This window comes from Streptomyces sp. NPDC059499, from assembly GCF_042749285.1.
Lineage (GTDB): Bacteria > Actinomycetota > Actinomycetes > Streptomycetales > Streptomycetaceae > Streptomyces.
In genome coordinates this window covers 566,487-587,680 of sequence record NZ_JBHYTT010000001.1, presented here as the reverse complement: position 1 = coordinate 587,680, position 21,194 = coordinate 566,487, and the positions used below count along the sequence as shown (strand labels likewise).

Here is a 21,194-nt window from a genome sequence, read left to right as displayed (position 1 = left end):
TGGGGCGCCCGTGTCGTCCCGGCCGCGGGGGGGCGGGGGGCTGCGGCGGGCCGCCGGGGGGGGGCCCGCCCCCCCACGGCAGGCAGGCGGGGCCCGCCCCCTCAGATGCCGGCGGCGGCAGCCAGGTCGCGCTTGATGCCGTCGAGCAGCTCCGCGGCCCGTTCCCGGGAGGCCGGGAGCTCGTCGGCCGAGGCGACCGGCACCACGACCTCCAGGTAGCACTTGAGCTTCGGCTCGGTGCCGCTCGGGCGGACGATGACCCGCGCGCCCGTCAGGTGGTAGCGCAGACCGTCCGTGGGCGGCAGCTGCTCCGTACCCCGGGACAGGTCCTCGGCCGAGGTGACGGGGAGGCCGGCCAGCGCGGTCGGGGGGTTCTCCCGCAGGCGGCGCATGGCGTCCGCGATGACCGTCAGGTCCTCGACCCGGACCGACAGCTGGTCCGTGGCGTGCAGGCCGTGTGCGAGCGCGAGGTCGTCGAGCAGGTCGAGGAGGGTGCGGCCCTTCTCCTTCAGCACGGAGGTCAGTTCGGCGATCAGCAGCGCGGCGGTGATGCCGTCCTTGTCGCGGACCCCGTCCGGGTCCACGCAGTAGCCCAGCGCCTCCTCGTACCCGTAGCGCAGACCGTCGACGCGGGCGATCCACTTGAAGCCCGTCAGCGTCTCCTCGTACCCGAGCCCGGCCTTCTCCGCGATCCGGCCCAGCAGCGACGAGGACACGATCGACTCGGCGAACACGCCCGTGACGCCCCGGTCCACCAGGTGTGCCGCCAGCAGCGCGCCCACCTCGTCGCCGCGCAGCATCCGCCAGCCGCCGTCCGTGGACGCGTCCGGCACGGCGACGGCGCAGCGGTCGGCGTCCGGGTCGTTGGCGATGATGATGTCCGGATCCGTACGGCGCGCGGTCGCGAAGGCGAGATCCATGGCGCCGGGCTCCTCCGGATTGGGGAAGGCCACGGTGGGGAACGCCGGGTCGGGCTCCGCCTGCTCGGCGACGAGCACGGGCGCGGGGAAACCGGCCCGTGCGAAGGCGGCCGTGAGGACGGAGGTGCCGACGCCGTGCAGGGCCGTGTGGACGGTGCGCGCGGTGCGGGGGGAGCCGGCACCCAGGACGGTGTCCGTACGGGCGAGGTAGGCGTCCAGGACCTCGTCGCCGAGGGTCTGCCAGCCGTCGCCGGGGCGCGGCACGGTCTCCAGCGGGCCGACCGCCGCGATCGCGGCGGCGATCCCGGCGTCGGCCGGCGGCACGATCTGCGAGCCGTCGCCGAGGTAGACCTTGTAGCCGTTGTCGCGCGGCGGATTGTGGCTGGCGGTGACCTCCACGCCCGCCACGGCGCCCAGATGCCTTATGGCGTACGCGAGGACGGGGGTGGGCAGCGGGCGGGGGAGCACGGCGGCGCGCAGGCCCGCTCCGGTCATCACGGCCGCGGTGTCGCGGGCGAAGTCGGCCGACTTATAACGGGCGTCGTAGCCGATGACGACGAGTCCGCCGGCCTGCCCCTGGGCCGTCAGATACGCGGCGAGGCCGGCGGCGGCGCGGATGACGACGGACCGGTTCATCCGCATCGGGCCCGCGCCGAGCTCACCGCGCAGGCCGGCCGTGCCGAACTGCAGGGTGCCCGCGAACCGGTCGGCGAGCGCGGCCAGGTCCCCGGCGTCGACGAGTCCGGCGAGCTCCGCGCGGGTCTCGGGGTCCGGGTCCTCGGCGAGCCAGGTCCTGGCCTGCGTGATGAGGTCCTGCTGCACGGTGTCCGCCTTTCTGCGGTGCTGTTGTGTGGGCCGGGGCGGGCCGCTGCGCTGCGGGGGCTCCACCCCCGACCACCGCGCCCCGGACGCCGGCGAGGCTGATCCTGCTCAGATCCGGTCGAGGACCCGGGCCAGCAGCGAACCCATCCGGGCGGCGGAGTCCCGGCCGGCCTGGAGGACCTCTTCGTGGTTCAGGGGCTCGCCGCTCAGGCCGGCGGCGAGATTCGTGACCAGGGAGATCCCCAGCACCTCCGCGCCCGCCTCACGTGCCGCGATGGCCTCCAGCACGGTGGACATGCCGACGAGGTCGCCGCCCATCACGCGCACCATGTTGATCTCGGCAGGAGTCTCGTAGTGCGGGCCGGGGAACTGCACGTACACGCCCTCTTCGAGCGTCTCGTCGATCTCCTTGCACAGCGCGCGCAGCCGCGGCGAGTACAGGTCGGTCAGGTCGACGAAGTTGGCGCCGATGATCGGCGACGCCGCCGTGAGGTTGATGTGGTCGCTGATGAGCACGGGCTGTCCGGGGCGCATGCCCTCGCGGAGACCGCCGCAGCCGTTCGTCAGGACGATGGTCTTGCAGCCCGCGGCGACGGCCGTACGGACGCCGTGGGCGACGGCGGCGACGCCGCGGCCCTCGTAGTAGTGCGTGCGGCCGAGGAAGACCAGGGCGCGCTTCTCGCCGATCCGGTACGAGCGGATCGTGCCGCCGTGCCCCTCCACCGCGGGCGCCGGGAACCCGGGCAGCGCGGTCACGGGGAACTCGGCCTCCGGCGCGCCGAGCGCATCGCCTGCGGGGGCCCACCCGGAGCCCATCACGAGGGCGACGTCATGGGTCTCGGCACCGGTGAGCTCGCGCAGGCGGGCGGCGGCGTCGGCTGCGGCGACGTGGGGGTCGCCCTGGATGTGGTCCGGAATAACAGATGCGTTCACGCGGATGAGGGTAACCGGTGAATCCCTACGCGCGTAGATGCGCAGGTTCAGAGTCTGGCCTGTCGTGCTCGTACTTTCGTACGAAAGCGGTGCGGGAGCGCCGTCCGGGGCGCGGTCCGGCAGGGGACCGGCACGGGTTCCGCGAGGGCTCAGCAGGGGTGCTTGCGCAGACCCATCACATAGTCGTGCGGCGCGCCCGCGGACTCGGCGGCGTCGGCCACCTCGCCCAGGTAGCGGGCGGACGGCAGCCCGCCCTCGTAGCCGTTCAGCACGTACATCCAGGCCGGCTCCTCGCCGTCCAGGGTGTGCACGCGCACCCGCATCCGCCGGTAGATGTCGAGGCCGACACCCTCCCAGCGGTCCATGGAGTCCTCGTCCATCGGCGCCAGGTCGTACAGCGCGACGAAGACCTGGGAACGGGGCGCCTCCACGACCGTGGCGAGCGCGCCCTCCCAGCCCATCTGCTCCCCGCCGAACGTCAGCCGCCAGCCGTTGAGCCAGCCGGTGCCGCGCAGCGGGGAATGCGGAGCGCGGCGCGTCATCAGCCGCGCGTCGAGGTTGCCGGCGTACGCGGCGTAGAGCGACATGGGGTCGAGGGTACGGGAGGTGGCGGGGCGCGTGCCGTTTCCTGTGAGGAACCCCCCGGCCGGGGCGTCGCCCGGGGCGGTCCCATCGGGTCCGGAGGCCGTGGCCCGATCGGCCCCGTCCCCGTATGGAGGGCCCCGGGGCGAAGCACCTTGGCGCGTGCGGGACAATGAATTACGTACTGCATTCCCCGGGGCGATCCCCCGGACCCCCGGCCGGGGCGGCAGACGGCCGCGGGAAGACACCACGCGAGGCGGACTTTTCGTGACCCGGATCGTGATCATCGGCGGCGGCCCCGGCGGCTACGAGGCGGCACTGGTGGGCGCCCAGCTCGGCGCCGAGGTGACCGTCGTCGACTGCGACGGCCTCGGCGGCGCGTCGGTACTCACCGACTGCGTACCTTCGAAGACCCTGATCGCGACGGCCGAGGTGATGACCACCTTCGACTCCTCGTACGAGGAACTCGGCATCATCGTCGCCGACGACACGCCGCACATAGAGCAGGCGGCGCGCGTGGTCGGTGTCGACCTGGGCAAGGTCAACCGACGGGTCAAGCGCCTCGCGCTCGCCCAGTCCCACGACATCACCGCCTCCGTCACCCGCGCCGGTGCCAGGGTCATGCGCGGCCGCGGCCGCCTCGAGGGCCTCCAGGCCGCCGACGGCTCCCGCCAGGTCGTGGTGACCGCGGCCGACGGCACCGAGGAGCGCCTCACGGCCGACGCCGTCCTGATCGCGACGGGTGCCCACCCCCGGGAGATCCCGGACGCCCTGCCCGACGGCGAGCGCATCCTGAACTGGACCCAGGTCTACGACCTGGACGAGCTCCCCGAGGAGCTCATCGTGGTCGGCTCCGGTGTGACCGGCGCCGAGTTCGCCGGCGCCTACCAGGCGCTCGGCTCCCGCGTCACCCTCGTCTCGTCCCGCGACCGGGTTCTCCCGGGCGAGGACCCGGACGCCGCGGCCGTCCTGGAGGACGTGTTCCGGCGCCGCGGCATGAACGTCATGGCCCGCTCCCGGGCCCAGTCCGCGAAGCGCGTCGGAGACCGCGTCGAGGTCACGCTGGCCGACGGCCGCGTCATCTCCGGTACGCACTGCCTGATGGCCGTCGGCGCGATCCCCAACACCGCGGGGATGGGCCTGGAGGAGTCCGGGGTCCTGCTCAAGGAGTCCGGCCACATCCGGACCGACCGCGTCTCCCGCACGAGCGCCCCCGGCGTGTACGCGGCCGGCGACGTCACCGGCATCTTCGCGCTGGCCTCCGTCGCCGCGATGCAGGGCCGGATCGCGATGTACCACTTCCTCGGGGACGCGGTGGCTCCGCTGGACCTGAAGACGGTCTCCTCCAACGTCTTCACCGACCCCGAGATCGCCACGGTCGGATACAGCCAGGCCGATGTCGACTCCGGCAAGATAGACGCCCGCGTCGTGAAGCTGCCCCTGCTGCGCAACCCGCGCGCCAAGATGCAGGGCATCCGGGACGGCTTCGTCAAGATCTTCTGCCGGCCGGGCACCGGCATCGTGGTCGGCGGCTGTGTCGTCGCGCCCAGGGCCAGCGAGCTGATTCATCCGATCTCGATCGCGGTCGACAACAATCTGACAGTGGAACAGATCGCGAACGCGTTCACCGTGTACCCGTCCCTGTCCGGATCGATCGCGGAAGTCGCCCGGCAGTTGCACACCCGTAAGCGGGCGGGCGAGGCGTAGGCAGGAGCCGGAGGGCTGCCGCCGAACCGGCGGAGCCCGGCCTCCCCGGCGTCCTGACAGGGCGTTTGTGCATCTCCCGGGCACCTCCCGGACAACTCAAGAACAACAACAGGGCCCCCTATACCACTAGGGGGCCCTGTGCGTGTACAACTTCTCTTATTCGGCGCAAACTGCTGAAAAGCAACCCACGGCCAGGTTACTGTCAGTTCCGTGTTCGCTGCAGAACGTCGTCAGTTGATCCTCGAAATGGTGCGCGCCAACGGGGCGGTATCGCTCCGTGAGCTCGCCCGCGTCGTCCAGACCTCCGAAGTGACCGTACGGCGGGACGTGCGGGCACTGGAGGCAGAAGGACTCCTCGACCGCCGGCATGGCGGTGCGGTTTTGCCGGGCGGTTTTACGCGGGAGTCCGGCTTTCCGCAGAAATCCCATCTCTCCACCGCGGAAAAAACAGCTATTGCCGACCTGGCCGCCGGCCTCGTCGGTGAAGGCGAGGCCATCGTGGTCGGCGCCGGCACGACCACGCAGGAGCTGGCCCGCCGGCTCGCGCGTGTTCCCGGTCTGACCGTGGTCACCAACTCGCTGCTCGTCGCCCAGGCGTTGGCCCATGCCAACCGGGTGGAAGTGGTGATGACCGGTGGCACGTTGCGCGGGAGTAACTACGCGCTCGTGGGCAGCGGTGCCGAGCAGTCCCTCCAGGGGCTGCGGGTGTCCCGCGCGTTCCTGTCCGGGAGCGGGCTGACCGCCGAGCGCGGGCTGTCCACGTCCAACATGCTCTCGGCGAGCGTCGACCGGGCGCTGGTGCAGGCGGCGGCGGAGGTGGTGGTCCTCGCGGACCACACCAAGCTCGGCTCCGACACCATGTTCCAGACGGTGCCCACGGAGCTGATCACCCGGCTGGTGACCGACGAACCACCGGTCCACGACGAGCGTGCCGCCACCGAGCTGCAGGCTCTGGCGGACCAGGGCGTGGAGATCACGGTCGCGGGACCCGAGGCGGAGTCCTCCGGTGGTGAGAGCGGTCCGGGCCACCGGCCCCGGCGGGACATGCCGCTCCCGGGTCAGCGCCGCACCCAGCCGGGGGGCCACTCGGGGCTGGGACCACCGCAGTTGCGGAGCGCGGCGGCGCTGGCCGAGCAGGGGTCGGGCGAGCGTGCCCGGGTGGCGGACCTGCGGCGCCGGTAGCGGGGCGGCGCTTCCTCTCCACCCGGATCAGGGGCAGGGGGACGGTCTCAGTCGCCCCGTGGGCCAGGTGCGGATGTCCCGCTCTTCAGGCCCTGGAGCGTCAACATCAGGAGGCGGTCGGCCAGGCCCGGATCCGACGGAGTCTGCTCGGCCGCCAGCGCGATCGCGTTCGTCAGCTGCAGCAGATCGTCGATCGAGACGTCCGCCCGCACCGAACCGCTCGCCTGGGCCCGCGCCAGCAGTCGCGCCCCCGCCTGACGCAGGGGCACATTGCACTGCGCCAGAGCGGAAGTCGTGTCCCCCGACGCCGACATGAGTGCCTGCGCCAGGCCGCGGTACTCACCGGCATGGGTGACGATCGCGCCCAGCCACTCCACCAGCGCGCTGCACGGCTGCTCCGCCTCCGCCAGCTCGTGGGAGCGGGCGAGCAGTGAGGCAAGGGCCTCCTGGAACACCGCGTTCATCAGCGCGTGCCGGTTCGGGAAGTGCCGGTACAGCGTGCCGATGCCGACCTCCGCCTGCCGGGCGATGTCCTCGAGCGAGGCATCCGTACCGTGCTCGGCGAAGGACGTGCGGGCCTCGCCGACCAGCCGCTCGTAGTTGCGGCGCGCGTCGGCGCGCATCGGCCGGTCCGGTGTCCGTGCCGTGCTCATCGCCATCGCGCTGTCCTCCTGGTCTCCGCCCTGCGTCCAGGATGCCACCGAGGGCCCGGCCGCTGTCGGGTACGTCGTCGACAGCGGCCGGGCCCTCGGGGGGAGAAGAGCGCTCAGTCCTTGATCTCGCAGATGGGGGCGCCGGAGGAGATGGAACTTCCGACCTCGGCGGACAGGCCCTTGACGGTGCCGGAGCGGTGGGCGTTGAGGGGCTGTTCCATCTTCATCGCTTCGAGGACGACGATGAGGTCGCCTTCCTTGACTTCCTGGCCCTCCTCGACGGCGATCTTGACGATGGTGCCCTGCATCGGAGAGGCGAGGGTGTCGCCGGAGGCGGCGGAGCCGGCCTTCTTCGCGGCGCGGCGCTTGGGCTTGGCGCCGGCGGCGAGGCCGGTGCGGGCCAGGCTCATGCCGAGCGAGGAGGGCAGGGAGACCTCGAGGCGCTTGCCGCCGACCTCGACGACGACGGTCTCGCGGCCAGACTCCTCGTCCGCTTCGGTGTCGGCGGGAACGGCGAAGGCGGGGATGTCGTTGACGAACTCCGTCTCGATCCACCGGGTGTGGACGCGGAACGGGTCGGCGGTGAACGCCGGGTCGACGACGACGGCACGGTGGAAGGGGATGGCGGTGGCCATGCCCTCGACGGTGAACTCGCGCAGGGCGCGGGCCGCGCGCTGGAGTGCCTGCTCACGCGTCGCGCCGGTCACGATCAGCTTGGCGAGCAGGGAGTCCCAGGCGGGTCCGATGACGCTGCCGGACTCGACGCCCGCGTCGAGGCGGACGCCGGGACCCGAGGGCGGGTTGAAGGCGGTGACGGTGCCGGGGGCGGGCAGGAAGCCGCGGCCCGGGTCCTCGCCGTTGATCCGGAACTCGAAGGAGTGACCGCGCACGGCGGGGTCGCCGTAGCCGAGCTCCTCGCCGTCGGCGATGCGGAACATCTCGCGGACGAGGTCGAGGCCGGTGACCTCTTCGGTGACCGGGTGCTCGACCTGGAGGCGGGTGTTGACCTCGAGGAAGGAGATGGTGCCGTCCGTGCCGACGAGGAACTCGACCGTGCCGGCGCCGACGTAGCCGGCTTCCTTGAGGATCGCCTTGGACGCGGCGTACAGCTCCGCGTTCTGCGCCTCGGAGAGGAACGGCGCGGGGGCTTCCTCGACGAGCTTCTGGTGGCGGCGCTGCAGCGAGCAGTCACGGGTGGAGACGACGACCACGTTGCCGTGGGAGTCGGCCAGGCACTGGGTCTCCACGTGGCGGGGCTTGTCGAGGTAGCGCTCGACGAAGCACTCGCCGCGGCCGAAGGCGGCGACGGCCTCGCGGACCGCGGAGTCGTACAGCTCCGGGATCTCCTCGAGGGTGCGGGCGACCTTCAGACCGCGTCCGCCGCCGCCGAAGGCGGCCTTGATCGCGATGGGCAGGCCGTTCTGCTCGGCGAACGCGACGACCTCGGCCGATCCGGAGACCGGGTCGGGGGTGCCGGCCACCAGCGGCGCGCCGGCCCGCTGGGCGATGTGCCGGGCGGCGACCTTGTCACCGAGGTCGCGGATCGCCTGCGGCGGCGGGCCGATCCAGGTCAGGCCCGCGTCCAGGACGGCCTGGGCGAACTCGGCGTTCTCCGAGAGGAAGCCGTAGCCGGGGTGGATCGCGTCGGCCCCGGAGTCCTTGGCCGCCTGGAGGACCTTGCCCATGTCCAGGTAGCTGGCGGCCGGGGTGTCACCGCCCAGGGCGAACGCCTCGTCTGCCGCGCGGACATGCAGAGCATCCCGGTCCGGATCGGCGTAGACGGCTACGCTCGCGATTCCGGCATCCTGGCAAGCCCGAGCAACGCGGACAGCGATTTCGCCACGGTTGGCGATGAGCACCTTGCGCACGATGACTCCCTCCTTGAGAACAAGCTGAGTTTAGGGACTACCGACACGGCCGTACGACCCGTCCCCAAAGGTGAACTTGCCCACACGGAGTGTGATTCGAGGCTTGCTCGAGTCGCGAAATCCCTTGTCGCACCACGGTACGCCGCGATCCTTCACCGCACAGTAGCCACGAGGTGTGGTCCAAGTCTCTGTCCGTACGGTCAGCCACACGTGGTGTTTCTTTGTGGACACCCTACGAACGGCCGAAGGAATCTTTGCTGAACGTACGAGGAGGCGCGAGGACTGCGCGACCCCTTGTCCGAAGGATTACCGGTTAGTAGGGTCCGCGCTGTATCGCAGTACTACAGGTAACAGGGGGTGGGCGCCGTGGTGCGCAGATCAGTGGCCGTCATAACCGCGATCGTTCTGTTCGGGGAAGCCGCGGGCATCGTGCTCATCAACGGCATCCTCGCGACGGTCGTCGACAATCAGAAGATGTCCCTGGCGGGCATGGACCCGGACGTGATGTCCACCGGCACATGGGTGATGGGCGGCTTCTCCGGGCTCCTGCTGGTGGCGTGCGGTCTGATCCCGCTGCTGGCCGGGATCCGTGACCGCGCGCCGGGCCGGATCGCCAGGATCGCCCTCATCGGGTGCGCGGTCGTGCACGGTGTGCTGGGCGCCGTGGTGGTGGGACTGGTCGGCTGGACCGCGTTCGCTTTCATGATGGTCGTCCTGGGACTGATCGTGCTGACCCTGGTGGCGTACGGACGCCGTGAGCCGGCCGGCGACGAGAAGGAGACCGGCGCAGGGGAGACCGGCGTCGGCGGGAACGGCACAGGAGAGACCGGCACCAGCGGGAGCGGCGCCGGAGAAGGGGCGCCCGCGCCGGCGTGAAGCAGGGTCCGCTCAGACCCACAACTCGGTCACGGAGATGCCGAGTTCGCCGAGCAGCCGGCGCAGCAGGGGCAGCGAGAGCCCGATGACATTGCCGTGGTCGCCCTCGATCGAGTCGACGAAGGGCGCGGAGCGGCCGTCCAGGGTGAACGCGCCCGCGACATGGAGCGGCTCGCCGGAAGCGACGTAGGCGGCCACCTCGGCGTCGGTCGGCTCGCCGAACCTCACGACGGTGGACGCGGTCGCCGACGCCGTACGGCCGGTCGCCGTGTCGATCACACTGTGCCCGGTCTGCAGGACGCCGGAACGGCCGCGCATGGCCTTCCAGCGTGCGGTGGCCTCCTCGCCGTCGGCGGGCTTGCCGAGCGCCTCACCGTCCAGCTCGAGGACGGAGTCGCAGCCGATGACCAGCGCGCCGGAGGCTTCGGGACGGGACGCGACGGCGGAGGCCTTCGCCTCGGCCAGCACGAGCGCCAGCTCGGCCGGTGTCGGGGCCGAGAGCGCGTCCTCGTCCACGCCGCTGACGATCACCTCGGGGGCGAAGCCCGCCTGGCGCAGCAGGCCGAGACGGGCGGGGGAGGCGGAGGCGAGCACGAGGCGGCGCTGATCAGTCATAGCGGCCATCGTAGAAGGGCCCCGGCGCCCTCGTGACCCGGACTCGGCCCCTGTGACACGGGCTCGGTCCCGCAGCCCGGACCGGTCCCTCGTGACGGGGACTCAGCGGGTGCCCAGGACGAACATCGCGACGACCATGGCCAGGGCGAGCAGAAGCCCCGCGCGCCGCATCATGTCCTGGGCGTCGCGCAGTTCCTTCGGCGGCTTGTTCTCGGGGTCGGACCACAACATGGTTCCGATGGTGGCCCGGGGACGGCTGCGGCGCCTGAGTACGCGTACTCAGGCGCCGCGACCGTGCGACTCAGCGCTCCCGTCAGACGGGCCAGTACGTCCGGGCCCAGGACCGCGGGCCCGGCCGCAGCGCCCCGCGCCGTGCGACACGGCCCGGGTCGGACCACTGCTCGGGCGGCATGGGATCGCCGGACGGCAGCACGGCACCCGCGGCGGCACGCGCCCGGACGACCGCCAGCGCGGCAGCCAGTTCCTCCGGGGTGGGATTGCCCCGTACGACCTTGATCATGGTGGCTCCCGGTGCCTAGAGGGGGATGTTCCCGTGCTTCTTCGGGGGCAGTGACTCGCGCTTGGTGCGGAGCTGGCGCAGGCCCTTGACGAGGTGGGCACGGGTGTCGGAGGGCATGATGACGGCGTCGACGTAGCCGCGTTCGGCGGCGACGTACGGGTTGAGGAGGGCGTCCTCGTAGTCGGCCATGAGCTCGGCGCGGGTGGCGTCCGGGTCGTCGGCGGCGGCGATGGTGCGGCGGTGCAGGATGTTCACCGCGCCCTGCGCGCCCATCACGGCGATCTGGGCGGTGGGCCAGGCCAGGTTCAGGTCGGCGCCCAGGTGCTTGGAGCCCATGACGTCGTACGCGCCGCCGAAGGCCTTGCGCGTGATGACGGTGATCAGCGGGACGGTCGCTTCGGCGTAGGCGTAGATCAGCTTGGCGCCGCGGCGGATGATGCCGCCGTACTCCTGGTCGACGCCGGGCAGGAAGCCGGGGACGTCCACGAAGGTCAGGACCGGCACGTTGAACGCGTCGCAGGTGCGGACGAAGCGTGCGGCCTTTTCGCTGGCGTTGATGTCCAGACAGCCGGCGAACTGCATCGGCTGGTTGGCGACGATGCCGACGGGATAGCCCTCGATGCGGCCGAAGCCCGTGATGATGTTCGGTGCGAACAGGGCCTGGGTCTCCAGGAACTCGCCCTCGTCCAGCACGTGCTCGATGGCGGTGTGCATGTCGTAGGGCTGGTTCGCCGAGTCCGGGATGAGGGTGTCGAGCTCGCGGTCCTCGTCCGTGGTCTCCAGGTCGGCTTCCTCGGGGAAGGCCGGGGCCTCCGAGAGGTTGTTCGACGGGAGGTAGGACAGAAGGGACTTGACGTACTCGATGGCGTCCTTCTCGTCGCCCGCCATGTGGTGGGCGACACCGGAGGTGGTGTTGTGGGTGCGGGCGCCGCCCAGCTCCTCGAATCCGACGTCCTCGCCGGTGACGGTCTTGATGACGTCGGGTCCGGTGATGAACATGTGCGACGTCTGGTCGACCATGACCGTGAAGTCGGTGATCGCGGGGGAGTAGACCGCGCCGCCCGCGCAGGGTCCCACGATCAGGGAGATCTGCGGTACGACGCCCGAGGCGTGCACGTTGCGGCGGAAGATCTCGGCGAACAGGCCGAGGGCGGCCACGCCCTCCTGGATGCGGGCGCCGCCGCCGTCGTTGATGCCGATGACCGGGCAGCCGGTCTTCATCGCGAAGTCCATGACCTTCACGATCTTCTCGCCGTAGACCTCGCCGAGCGAGCCGCCGAAGATCGTGAAGTCCTGCGAGTACACGCAGACGGGGCGGCCGTCGACGGTGCCGTAGCCGGTGACGACGCCGTCGCCGTAGGGGCGGTTCTTCTCGATGCCGAAGTTCGTCGACCGGTGCCGGGCGAACTCGTCGAGCTCCACGAAGGAGCCTTCGTCGAGCAGGAGCTCGACGCGCTCACGGGCGGTCAACTTGCCCTTGGCGTGCTGCTTTTCGACGGCGCGTGCGGAACCTGCGTGCGTGGCCTCGTCAATACGGCGCTGCAGATCCGCGATCTTGCCCGCGGTCGTGTGGATGTCGCTCTGCGGCTCGGACATCGGGTGGCGGCTCCCTGCCTGGTCACGGGGACGGCTGGTACATCCAGTAAAGGTGCTGGACCGAAAAGTGCTCGACGGCTACAGGCTCGTCGGCTGGTGTTGGCTACTGATCCGTAGCGTATCGGCGCGCATACGGTTCGGCAGTGCGTCGTTGCCCACACCTAATGTGGGTTGCATGACACCTCCGGATGCGCCACACAACCGCTGGTCGGACCTCGACAGACCGCCCCTGAACGAGGCCGCGCTGCGCCGCGGACTGCTGAGACCGGGCGGCCTGTGGACCTCGCTCGACATCGTCGCGACGACCGGCTCCACCAACTCCGACCTCGCGGCACGGGCCGCCTCCGGACTGGCCGAGGGCACCGTGCTGGTCGCCGAGGAGCAGACCGCGGGCCGCGGGAGGCTGGACCGGAGCTGGACCGCGCCGCCCCGATCGGGGCTGTTCTTCTCGGTCTACCTGACCCCCGGTGACGTGCCCCCCGAGCGGTGGGGCTGGCTGCCGCTGCTCGCCGGTGTGGCGACCGCGACGGGTCTCGCGCAGTCGGCCGGCGTCGACATGGCACTGAAATGGCCCAACGACCTCCTGGTGACCATTCCCACGGGCTCCGGCACCCGCCCCGGGGAGACCGGGACCCAGTCCGGCGCGGAGCGCAAGACCGGCGGCATCCTCGCCGAGCGGGCCGGGGACGGCGTCGTCATCGGTATCGGGCTCAACGTCTCCCTGCGCGCGGCCGAGCTGCCCGCCCCCCAGGCGGGTTCGCTGGCGCTCGCCGGGGCGGTGTCGACCGACCGGGAGACGCTGCTGCGGGCCGTCCTGCGCTCACTGGAGGAGTGGTACGGCCGGTGGCGCGAAGCGAAGGGCGACGCCGCCGAGAGCGGCCTGCAGGCCGCGTACGCGGCGGGCTGCGCCACCCTGGACCGCACGGTGCGGGCGGAGCTGCCCGGTGACCGGTCCGTCGTCGGCGAGGCCGTCGCGATCGATGGTGACGGGCGGCTGGTGCTGGCCACCGGGGACGGACTCCAGGAGCCGGTTTCCGCCGGTGACATCGTCCATCTGCGCGGAGCGGAGGGCGGGCTGACCTGAACCGGGCCGGCGTCGGCGTACGTACGGCGCGGACGGCACGGGCGATTGCGGACGATGTCTCTCATGACGCACCCGAACCGGTCAACCGGGGACGTGAGCTGGGGCACATCTGCCGTATCGTTGAGGCGATCCAGCGACAGATCGGCAGGGCAGTGCGCAGGGAACGGGCAGGAGGCGGCCGGTGACCGTCGACGACACGAACTCAGGCGCGGGCACGGAGCCCCCGCCGGGATCCTCGGTCCACGCGACACCGCATCACGAAGTCGACCACACGGCCGAACCGACCGACGACCCTCTCGCGATCAGGCTGGAACAGCTGATCCTGGGGGCCGACCGGCGCTACACGCCGTTCCAGGCGGCCAGGACCGCCGGGGTCTCCATGGACCTGGCGTCCCGGTTCTGGCGTGCCATGGGCTTCGCCGACATCGGGCAGGCCAAGGCGCTCACCGAGGCGGACGTGCTGGCGCTGCGGCGCCTGGCCGGCCTCGTGGAGGCCGGGCTGCTCAGCGAGCCGATGGCGATCCAGGTGGCCCGGTCGACCGGGCAGACGACCGCGCGGCTCGCGGAGTGGCAGATCGACTCCTTCCTGGAAGGGCTGACCGAGCCCCCCGAGCCCGGTATGACCCGTACCGAGGTCACGTATCCGCTGGTCGAGCTTCTCCTGCCCGAGCTGCAGGAATTCCTCGTGTACGTGTGGCGGCGCCAGCTGGCCGCCGCCACCGGCCGGGTCGTGCAGGCCGCGGACGACGAGGAGATGGTCGACCGCCGGCTCGCGGTGGGCTTCGCCGACCTGGTCGGCTTCACGCGGCTGACCCGGCGGCTGGAGGAGGAGGAGCTCGGCGAGCTCGTCGAGGCCTTCGAGACGACCTCCGCCGACCTGGTCGCCGCCCATGGCGGACGCCTGATCAAGACGCTGGGCGACGAGGTCCTCTTCGCCGCGGACGACGCGGGCACGGCGGGCGAGATAGCGCTCCGGCTGGTCGAGGCGATGGCTCAGGACACCACGATGCCCGCACTGCGGGTGGGCATCGCGTTCGGCACGGTCACCACCCGGATGGGCGATGTGTTCGGAACGACGGTGAATCTGGCCAGCCGGCTGACCTCGATAGCGCCGAAGGACGCCGTGCTGGTCGACAGCGCGTTCGCCCAGGAGCTCACGCGGACCGGTGACGCCCCCGCCTCCGAGGCCCAGGCGGCCGAGGTGGTCGCGGCCGCGGCCGAGCGGGCGCGGCTGGCCGAGAAGGAGGGCCGGCCTGTGGAGGACGAGCCGCCGCTGCCGACGTACCGCTTCGGGCTGCAGCCGATGTGGCAGCGGCCTGTGCGGGGGCTGGGTGTCGTGGAGCCGTGGCTGCTGGCGCGGCGGGGCAAGCCGGCGTCCTGACGCGGTGGGGGTGCGGGTGGCGCCTGCGGCGGGCCTGTCCCCTACCCGCCCCTTCCCGAAACCGTGGGCTCCGCCCCCGGGGCCCCGGTCCTCAATCGCCGGACGGGCTTGAAGGATGCCCTCAATCGCCGGGCGGGCTTGAAATGGCCGGGGTGGGCTTCGAAGGTGCCCTCAATCGCCGGGCGGGCTGAGGGTGGCGGGGGTGGGCTTCGAAGGTGCCCTGGAGCGTCGGGCGGGACGGGGGTTGCCGGGGTGGGCTCCGAGGTGCCCTCGATCGCCGGGCGGGCCGGGGGTTGCCGGGGTGGGTTCCGCGCGTGCACGCGTGCGTCGGAAGTCTGGGGTCGCCGGGGAGGCGGCCCGGTGGGCTGGGGTGTTGCGGTCCGGCCGCCTAGGATCCCCCCGGTAACGCTCGTTAACCGGAGGGGTGCAGTCATGACCGTCACGTCGGAGCAGCGGTTCGGGGAGTTCGTCGTCGTGCGGCGGCACGAAGGTCAGGAGCACGTGGCCGAGCTCGTGCTCGACCGGCCCAAGGCGATGAACGCGGTGTCCACCGACATGGCTCGTTCGATCGGGGCCGCCTGCGAGGCGCTCGGCGCCGACCAGGGGGTGCGCGTCACCGTGCTCACCTCCAGCCATGAGCGGGCCTTCTGCGTGGGCGCGGACCTCAAGGAGCGGAACTCCTTCACGGACGCCGAGCTGGTGCGGCAGCGGCCCACCGCGAGGGCCGCGTATACCGGTGTGCTCGAACTGCCGATGCCGACCGTGGCCGCCGTACACGGCTTCGCCCTCGGGGGCGGCTTCGAGCTCGCGCTGGCCTGCGATGTGATCGTGGCCGACCGCACCGCTGTGGTCGGACTGCCCGAGGTGTCCGTCGGCGTCATTCCCGGCGGTGGCGGTACGCAGCTGCTGCCCCGCAGGGTCGGCGCTGCGCGCGCGGCCGAGCTGGTCTTCTCCGCGCGGCGGGTGGAGGCGGTGGAGGCGCGTGAGCTGGGGCTGGTGGACGAGCTGGTCGACGCGGGTCTGGACCGGGACGAGGCGCTGGCGCTCGGCGGCCGGATCGCCGTCAACTCCCCGGTGGGGCTGCGCGCCGCGAAGCGGGCCCTGAGGCTCGGCCAGGGGCTGGACCTGCGGGCGGGGCTCGAGGTGGAGGACGCGGCCTGGCGGTCGGTGGCCTTCTCCGGGGACCGGGCCGAGGGCGTGGCCGCGTTCAACGAGAAGCGGAAGCCGAACTGGCCGGGTGAGTGACGGCAGCGCCCGGCGGGCGCGCTGAAGATCATCCGCGCTGCCAACTGATCAAATCATCACAAACCTCCCTAAGCTGTGGTGATGGGCGGTGATGATGTGCGGCTGCGCGCCGTGGTTTCGCTGGCGCAGACGATGGCGGCGGCCTACACCTCGCGCGAGTCCTGGCGGGCCGCGGCGCTGGGGGCGTGCGAGGCGCTGGGCGGCAGCTTCGCGGCCCTTTCCGTCTGGGAGCGCGACCGGGGCCGGTTGCGGGTGCTGGTGAACGCGGGGGAGCGGGCCGACGGGGAGGACGAGTTCCCCGACGAGGAGGCCTACCCCGTGCACCAGTTCCCGGAGATCACCGAGTTCCTGCACGAGCGCTGGGCGGGCGGCGGTGAGCCGGACGCCTGGGTGGAGACCGCCGACGGCAGCCCGGCCGCGGGAGCTCCGGCCCGGGGCGCCCGCCCGTACTGCCACCAGCGGGTCGCGGCTCTGCGTCGGCGCGGGCGGGGCTGCTGCGTGGTGGCGCCGATCGTGCTGCACGGGAGGGCCTGGGGCGAGTTGTACGTGGCGCGTCCGGCCGGTGCGCGGGTGTTCGACCGGGACGACGCGGACTTCGCCACCGTGCTGGCCGCCGTCGTCGCGGCGGGCATCGCCCAGACCGAGCGCCTGGAGGAGGTACGCAAGCTGGCCTTCACGGACCCGCTGACCGGACTCGCCAACCGCCGTGCCGTCGACCTCCGGCTCGACGAGGCGGTGGAGCGGCATCGTACGGAGGGCGCCGTGGTGAGCCTGGTCGTCTGTGACCTGAACGGCCTCAAGGCGGTCAACGACACCCATGGCCACGCGGTCGGCGACCGCCTGCTGGAACGTTTCGGCTCCGTGCTCTCGCTCTGCGGGGCGATGCTCCCCGGCGCTCTGGCGGCGCGGCTGGGCGGCGACGAGTTCTGCCTGCTGACCGTGGGGCCCACGGCGGACGACGTGGTCCGGGTCTCCGAGGAGCTCTGCGCGCGGGCCGTGGCCCTGGAGCTCGGCAACGGGGTCGCCTGCGGGGTCGCCTCGACCGGCGACGAGATCGGCCCCGTACGCTCCGCGCGTCGGCTCTTCCGGCTCGCCGACGCGGCCCAGTACCAGGCCAAGGCGGCGCATTCCCGGAGGCCGGTGGTGGCGGGTCGGGACGGCGAGGTGATCCGGCTCGCCGACTCCCCGCCCAAGTCGCCGCACGACCGCCGTCGGCTGCGCGGCAGTCCGCCGCCCGGGAACGGGATGCCGGATCGGTAAGGGGTCAACCGCACGACCACTAGTGACATGTCGAGATTCAGTCCGTAGGCTTCTGAATATGGATATGCATACAGTCGTGGTGGGGACGTCCGGTACCACCGCCGAGGACGTCATCGCGGTGGCCCGCGGGGGCGCCCGTGTCGAGCTCTCGCAGGACGCCGTCGACGCCCTCGCCGCCGCCCGTGAGATCGTCGACGCGCTGGCCGCCAAGCCCGAGCCGGTCTACGGCGTCTCCACCGGCTTCGGCGCCCTCGCCAGCCGGCACATCAGCCCGGACCTCCGGGCGCAGTTGCAGCGCAACATCGTGCGCTCGCACGCGGCGGGCATGGGCCCCCACGTCGAGCGCGAGGTCGTGCGGGCGCTGATGTTCCTGAGGCTGAAGACGCTCGCTTCCGGGCACACCGGCGTACGCCCCCAGGTCGCGCAGACCATGGCGGACGTGCTCAACGCGGGCATCACCCCCGTCGTGCACGAATACGGCTCGCTCGGCTGCTCCGGCGACCTGGCCCCGCTCTCGCACTGCGCCCTGACCCTCATGGGCGAGGGCGACGCGGAGGGCCCCGACGGCGTCGTGCGCCCCGCCGGCGAGCTCCTCGCCGCCCACGGCATCACGCCCGTCGAACTGCGCGAGAAGGAGGGCCTCGCCCTCCTCAACGGCACCGACGGCATGCTCGGCATGCTCGTCATGGCCCTCGCCGACCTGAAGAACCTCTACACCGCCGCGGACATCACCGCCGCGCTCTCCCTGGAAGGCCTCCTCGGCACGGAGAAGGTCCTCGCCCCGGAGCTCCACGCCATCCGCCCCCACCCGGGCCAGGGCGCCTCCGCCGACAACATGCTGCGGGTGCTGGCCGGATCCGGCCTCACCGGCCACCACCAGGACGACGCGCCCCGCGTCCAGGACGCCTACTCCGTACGCTGCGCACCCCAGGTCAACGGGGCGGGACGCGACACCCTCACGCACGGGCGGCTCGTCGCGGACCGTGAGCTGGCCTCCGCCGTCGACAACCCCGTCGTGCTCCCGGACGGCCGCGTGGAGTCCAACGGCAACTTCCACGGTGCGCCCGTCGCGTACGTACTCGACTTCCTGGCGATCGTCGCCGCCGACCTCGGCTCGATCACCGAGCGGCGCACCGACCGGCTCCTGGACAAGAACCGTTCGCACGGTCTGCCGCCGTTCCTCGCCGACGACGCCGGTGTCGACTCCGGGCTGATGATCGCCCAGTACACGCAGGCCGCCCTGGTCAGCGAGATGAAGCGGCTCGCGGTCCCGGCGTCCGTCGACTCCATCCCGTCCTCCGCGATGCAGGAGGACCACGTCTCCATGGGCTGGTCGGCCGCGCGCAAGCTCCGTACCGCCGTCACCAACCTCGCGCGGATCGTCGCCGTCGAGCTGTACGCGGCCACGCGCGCCGTCGAACTGCGCGCCGCCGAGGGACTGGCCCCCGCGCCCGCCTCGCTGGCCGTCATCGAGGCGCTGCGGGCCGCCGGTGTCCAGGGGCCGGGCCCCGACCGCTTCCTCTCGCCCGACCTGGCGGCCGCCGACGCCTTCGTCCGGGAAGGGAAGCTCGTCGCCACCGCGGAGAAGGTGACCGGACCGCTCGCCTGACCCCGCACGACCCGTACGCACGGAAGGGCCGCCGCACCCACGGGTGCGGCGGCCCTTCCGCGTACGTCAGAAGCCCGGGCTCACGGTGCCCCGGCGTGCCGAATACGCGACGAATCCCGCTCCCGCGCACAGGAAGGCCGTCCCGCCGATCAGATACGGGGTGGTGTCGACCCCTGCCCCGGTATCGGCGAGCGTCTCCTGCGTGGTGATCTCTCCCGCACCGGACGCCTGTTGGCCAGGGGCGGAGGAGCCGGCGGAACCGCTCCGCGGGACTGCCCCGTCCGTCGCGTTGGCGGAGGGGACGAACCAGAGAGCGCAGAGCAGGGTGCCTGCCGCGGTGGTGGTCAGCAGCGTGCGACGAGCGATGGACACAGAATCGATCCCCTTGCGACAACCATCAGTTAGCCCCGTGAGCCGATGCTAAGCAAAGCAGCGGGTCGGAGGAAAGTCGCGGGCCCCAGGAGCCTTACGCTCCGGCGTATGAGCACTTCAGAGACAAACGCATTTGTTCGGCTTCGCGTGGAGATGGTGCTGGAGATCACTGACGCGGACGCCCTGACCGGCACCGCACTCGAGAGCATCGCCGCCGATCACGCGGCGTCCGGCGCCGACGCCGAGGACTCCGCCGAAGAACGCATGCATGCGGAGGCGACGGTCAGGGAAGACGATGCGGAGGCGCTCGCGTCACTTATCGACCCGTTCGACCTGGTCAGCCAGGTACCCGGGGTCGAGCTCGCCCAGGCCTCGTGGAGCAGCGAGACCATCGACTACGACCCCGGCGCCGACGACTGGACCGCCGGCGGGGACGACGAGGACGAGGGCCACTACGGGATCGAGGACAATGAGACGGACGACGAAGAGGGTGGCGGGACGGAACGCTGACTCCGCTCGGCACGCCGGCCGGGCAGTGGGAACCGCCGCTGCCGCCGGTGCGTCGATGAGTGGTGTTCCCCACATCTTCGGCTGATGAGGAACGGAAGACCCGGTCAGGGTGTTCTTGGAGGATTGACGGGTGTTCGCCGTCCGGCGGCCCCGTCGGGGATTTTGGGGAATTCGGCAACGATGGAGAAGCGTGTGATGACGGACAGCAAGCGGCGCAGGGGCCTCATGGCCGCGTCCGCACTGCTCGGCGGCGTGCTGGTGCTTTCGGCCTGTAGCGACGACGGCGGTGGCAAGGGCGGCAGCGCCGAGAGCTCGAAGACGTCGCAGGCCGAGGTGGACGAGGCGGCGGCCAAGGACGCCTCCGAGGCGCAGATAACGATCGCGCCGAAGAACGGTGCCACCAACGCGAGCATCAACAACGCCGCCATGGTCACCGTCGCCAAGGGCAAGCTCACCGAAGTCACCATGACCACGTCCGCCGGGGAGGCCGTCGAGGGCACGCTCGCCTCCGACGGCTCCAGCTGGAAGCCGACGGGTCAGCTCGAACGCTCGACCACGTACAAGATCAGCGCGACGGCCACCGACTCCAAGGACCGCGAGGCGCACGCCAACAGCTCCTTCACCACCGTTTCACCCGAGAACAGCTTCATCGGGAACTTCACTCCCGAGGACGGCTCCACCGTCGGCGTCGGCATGCCCGTCTCGATCAACTTCAACAAGGCGATCACGAACAAGAAGGCCGTCCAGGACGGCATCACCGTGACGTCGAGCAGCGGCCAGGAAGTCGTCGGCCACTGGTTCAACGAGAAGCGCCTGGACCTGCGCCCCGAGAGCTACTGGCAGGGCAACTCCACCGTCACGCTGAAGCTGGCGCTCGACGGCGTCGAAGGTGCCGACGGCGTCGTCGGCGTACAGCAGAAGACGGTCACCTTCAAGGTCGGCCGCAACCAGGTCTCCACCGTGGACGCCAAGGCGCACACGATGACCGTCACCCGGGACGGCCAGACGGTCAAGACCATCCCGATCTCCGCCGGTTCCTCGGAGAACCCGACGTACAACGGCCAGATGGTGATCTCCGAGAAGTTCAAGGAGACCCGCATGGACGGTTCGACGGTCGGCTTCACCGACGACGACGGCAAGGGCGAGTACGACATCAAGGACGTGCCGCACGCCATGCGGCTGTCCACGTCGGGCACCTTCATCCACGGCAACTACTGGGGCGCCAAGTCGATCTTCGGCAGCGTCAACACCAGCCACGGCTGCGTCGGCCTGTCCGACACGAAGGGCGCGGGCGACCCCAACGTGCCGGCCGCCTGGTTCTACGACAACTCCATGATCGGTGACGTGGTCGTCGTCAAGAACTCCCCGGACAAGACCATCGCCCCCGACAACGGGCTCAACGGCTGGAACATGAGCTGGGCGGAGTGGACGGCTCCCGCCGCCTGATCGTCCCCACCGC

The 21,194-nt window shown here is 71.5% G+C and carries 20 protein-coding genes; 10 read left to right on the top strand and 10 right to left on the bottom strand.

The window, feature by feature from the left end:
- Positions 1 to 101 precede the first annotated feature (101 nt).
- The 3 genes from ACFW9O_RS02725 to ACFW9O_RS02715 all read right to left on the bottom strand — a co-directional run bounded on the left by ACFW9O_RS02725 (position 102) and on the right by ACFW9O_RS02715 (position 3,262).
- Complete coding sequence (locus ACFW9O_RS02725) at positions 102 to 1,742, bottom strand: phospho-sugar mutase (RefSeq protein ID WP_384604239.1); 1,641 nt, start codon at positions 1,740 to 1,742, stop codon at positions 102 to 104.
- Positions 1,743 to 1,850: 108 nt separating this feature from the next.
- Positions 1,851 to 2,675, bottom strand: a complete 825-nt coding sequence (locus tag ACFW9O_RS02720) for a purine-nucleoside phosphorylase (RefSeq protein WP_329208018.1) — start codon at positions 2,673 to 2,675, stop codon at positions 1,851 to 1,853.
- 149 nt (positions 2,676 to 2,824) lie between these two features.
- Positions 2,825 to 3,262 (bottom strand): gamma-glutamylcyclotransferase, encoded by a 438-nt coding sequence (locus ACFW9O_RS02715; RefSeq protein WP_307125293.1) that lies wholly within the window; start codon positions 3,260 to 3,262, stop codon positions 2,825 to 2,827.
- Between the two features lie 262 nt (positions 3,263 to 3,524).
- Here ACFW9O_RS02715 and ACFW9O_RS02710 point away from each other — a divergent pair, with 262 nt between their 5' ends.
- Together ACFW9O_RS02710 and ACFW9O_RS02705 are read left to right on the top strand one after the other, a co-directional pair.
- Positions 3,525 to 4,964, top strand: a complete 1,440-nt coding sequence (locus ACFW9O_RS02710; protein ID WP_384604235.1) for an NAD(P)H-quinone dehydrogenase — start codon at positions 3,525 to 3,527, stop codon at positions 4,962 to 4,964.
- A gap of 210 nt (positions 4,965 to 5,174) precedes the next feature.
- Positions 5,175 to 6,146 (top strand): DeoR/GlpR family DNA-binding transcription regulator, encoded by a 972-nt coding sequence (locus ACFW9O_RS02705; RefSeq protein WP_384604232.1) that lies wholly within the window; start codon positions 5,175 to 5,177, stop codon positions 6,144 to 6,146.
- Positions 6,147 to 6,193: 47 nt separating this feature from the next.
- Here ACFW9O_RS02705 and ACFW9O_RS02700 read toward each other — a convergent pair whose 3' ends face one another.
- Both ACFW9O_RS02700 and ACFW9O_RS02695 read right to left on the bottom strand, forming a co-directional pair.
- Entirely contained in the window at positions 6,194 to 6,805 is a 612-nt protein-coding gene (locus ACFW9O_RS02700; protein WP_351179804.1) for a helix-turn-helix domain-containing protein, read from the bottom strand.
- A 107-nt stretch (positions 6,806 to 6,912) separates the two neighbouring features.
- Positions 6,913 to 8,667, bottom strand: a complete 1,755-nt coding sequence (locus tag ACFW9O_RS02695) for a biotin carboxylase N-terminal domain-containing protein (protein ID WP_351179807.1) — start codon at positions 8,665 to 8,667, stop codon at positions 6,913 to 6,915.
- A 366-nt stretch (positions 8,668 to 9,033) separates the two neighbouring features.
- On the opposite strand from ACFW9O_RS02695, the gene ACFW9O_RS02690 reads away from it, so the two are divergent.
- On the top strand, positions 9,034 to 9,543 hold the full coding sequence (locus ACFW9O_RS02690; protein WP_384604228.1) for a hypothetical protein: 510 nt from the start codon (positions 9,034 to 9,036) through the stop codon (positions 9,541 to 9,543).
- Positions 9,544 to 9,555: 12 nt separating this feature from the next.
- On the opposite strand, the gene ACFW9O_RS02685 is transcribed toward ACFW9O_RS02690, so the two are convergent.
- The 4 genes from ACFW9O_RS02685 to ACFW9O_RS02670 form a co-directional block, all read right to left on the bottom strand.
- A complete protein-coding gene (locus tag ACFW9O_RS02685; protein WP_384604225.1) occupies positions 9,556 to 10,167 on the bottom strand; it encodes a Maf family protein in 612 nt (203 codons plus the stop codon).
- Between the two features lie 93 nt (positions 10,168 to 10,260).
- Complete coding sequence (mmpB, locus tag ACFW9O_RS02680; protein WP_099174806.1) at positions 10,261 to 10,389, bottom strand: morphogenic membrane protein MmpB; 129 nt, start codon at positions 10,387 to 10,389, stop codon at positions 10,261 to 10,263.
- A gap of 82 nt (positions 10,390 to 10,471) precedes the next feature.
- Entirely contained in the window at positions 10,472 to 10,678 is a 207-nt protein-coding gene (locus ACFW9O_RS02675) for an acyl-CoA carboxylase epsilon subunit (RefSeq protein WP_351181198.1), read from the bottom strand.
- Positions 10,679 to 10,693: 15 nt separating this feature from the next.
- Positions 10,694 to 12,274 (bottom strand): acyl-CoA carboxylase subunit beta, encoded by a 1,581-nt coding sequence (locus ACFW9O_RS02670; RefSeq protein ID WP_384604221.1) that lies wholly within the window; start codon positions 12,272 to 12,274, stop codon positions 10,694 to 10,696.
- A 175-nt stretch (positions 12,275 to 12,449) separates the two neighbouring features.
- On the opposite strand from ACFW9O_RS02670, the gene ACFW9O_RS02665 reads away from it, so the two are divergent.
- The 5 genes from ACFW9O_RS02665 to hutH all read left to right on the top strand — a co-directional run bounded on the left by ACFW9O_RS02665 (position 12,450) and on the right by hutH (position 18,853).
- Positions 12,450 to 13,358 (top strand): biotin--[acetyl-CoA-carboxylase] ligase, encoded by a 909-nt coding sequence (locus ACFW9O_RS02665; RefSeq protein ID WP_384604218.1) that lies wholly within the window; start codon positions 12,450 to 12,452, stop codon positions 13,356 to 13,358.
- Positions 13,359 to 13,539: 181 nt separating this feature from the next.
- Entirely contained in the window at positions 13,540 to 14,739 is a 1,200-nt protein-coding gene (locus tag ACFW9O_RS02660) for an adenylate/guanylate cyclase domain-containing protein (RefSeq protein WP_351181207.1), read from the top strand.
- 432 nt (positions 14,740 to 15,171) lie between these two features.
- Positions 15,172 to 15,984, top strand: a complete 813-nt coding sequence (locus tag ACFW9O_RS02655; protein WP_351181210.1) for an enoyl-CoA hydratase-related protein — start codon at positions 15,172 to 15,174, stop codon at positions 15,982 to 15,984.
- Positions 15,985 to 16,065: 81 nt separating this feature from the next.
- A complete protein-coding gene (locus ACFW9O_RS02650; RefSeq protein WP_351181213.1) occupies positions 16,066 to 17,244 on the top strand; it encodes a GGDEF domain-containing protein in 1,179 nt (392 codons plus the stop codon).
- A gap of 58 nt (positions 17,245 to 17,302) precedes the next feature.
- Complete coding sequence (gene hutH / locus ACFW9O_RS02645) at positions 17,303 to 18,853, top strand: histidine ammonia-lyase (protein WP_384604215.1); 1,551 nt, start codon at positions 17,303 to 17,305, stop codon at positions 18,851 to 18,853.
- Positions 18,854 to 18,919: 66 nt separating this feature from the next.
- Here hutH and ACFW9O_RS02640 read toward each other — a convergent pair whose 3' ends face one another.
- Positions 18,920 to 19,225, bottom strand: a complete 306-nt coding sequence (locus tag ACFW9O_RS02640; protein ID WP_384604213.1) for a hypothetical protein — start codon at positions 19,223 to 19,225, stop codon at positions 18,920 to 18,922.
- A gap of 108 nt (positions 19,226 to 19,333) precedes the next feature.
- On the opposite strand from ACFW9O_RS02640, the gene ACFW9O_RS02635 reads away from it, so the two are divergent.
- Together ACFW9O_RS02635 and ACFW9O_RS02630 are read left to right on the top strand one after the other, a co-directional pair.
- Complete coding sequence (locus ACFW9O_RS02635) at positions 19,334 to 19,735, top strand: hypothetical protein (protein ID WP_384604210.1); 402 nt, start codon at positions 19,334 to 19,336, stop codon at positions 19,733 to 19,735.
- Between the two features lie 180 nt (positions 19,736 to 19,915).
- Entirely contained in the window at positions 19,916 to 21,181 is a 1,266-nt protein-coding gene (locus ACFW9O_RS02630; RefSeq protein ID WP_351182426.1) for an Ig-like domain-containing protein, read from the top strand.
- The last annotated feature ends 13 nt before the right edge of the window (positions 21,182 to 21,194 follow it).

Bases quoted from the DNA above. Each gene is read 5' to 3' on its own strand.
- ACFW9O_RS02700 (WP_351179804.1), bottom strand. From the start codon at position 6,805: ATGGCGATGAGCACGGCACGGACACCGGACCGGCCGATGCGCGCCGAC.
- ACFW9O_RS02655 (WP_351181210.1), top strand. From the start codon at position 15,172: ATGACCGTCACGTCGGAGCAGCGGTTCGGGGAGTTCGTCGTCGTGCGG.
- ACFW9O_RS02650 (WP_351181213.1), top strand. From the start codon at position 16,066: ATGGGCGGTGATGATGTGCGGCTGCGCGCCGTGGTTTCGCTGGCGCAG.
- ACFW9O_RS02635 (WP_384604210.1), top strand. From the start codon at position 19,334: ATGAGCACTTCAGAGACAAACGCATTTGTTCGGCTTCGCGTGGAGATG.
- ACFW9O_RS02675 (WP_351181198.1), bottom strand. From the start codon at position 10,678: ATGATCAAGGTCGTACGGGGCAATCCCACCCCGGAGGAACTGGCTGCC.
- ACFW9O_RS02665 (WP_384604218.1), top strand. From the start codon at position 12,450: ATGACACCTCCGGATGCGCCACACAACCGCTGGTCGGACCTCGACAGA.
- hutH (WP_384604215.1), top strand. From the start codon at position 17,303: ATGGATATGCATACAGTCGTGGTGGGGACGTCCGGTACCACCGCCGAG.
- ACFW9O_RS02630 (WP_351182426.1), top strand. From the start codon at position 19,916: ATGGAGAAGCGTGTGATGACGGACAGCAAGCGGCGCAGGGGCCTCATG.
- mmpB (WP_099174806.1), bottom strand. From the start codon at position 10,389: ATGTTGTGGTCCGACCCCGAGAACAAGCCGCCGAAGGAACTGCGCGAC.
- ACFW9O_RS02685 (WP_384604225.1), bottom strand. From the start codon at position 10,167: ATGGCCGCTATGACTGATCAGCGCCGCCTCGTGCTCGCCTCCGCCTCC.
- ACFW9O_RS02715 (WP_307125293.1), bottom strand. From the start codon at position 3,262: ATGTCGCTCTACGCCGCGTACGCCGGCAACCTCGACGCGCGGCTGATG.
- ACFW9O_RS02670 (WP_384604221.1), bottom strand. From the start codon at position 12,274: ATGTCCGAGCCGCAGAGCGACATCCACACGACCGCGGGCAAGATCGCG.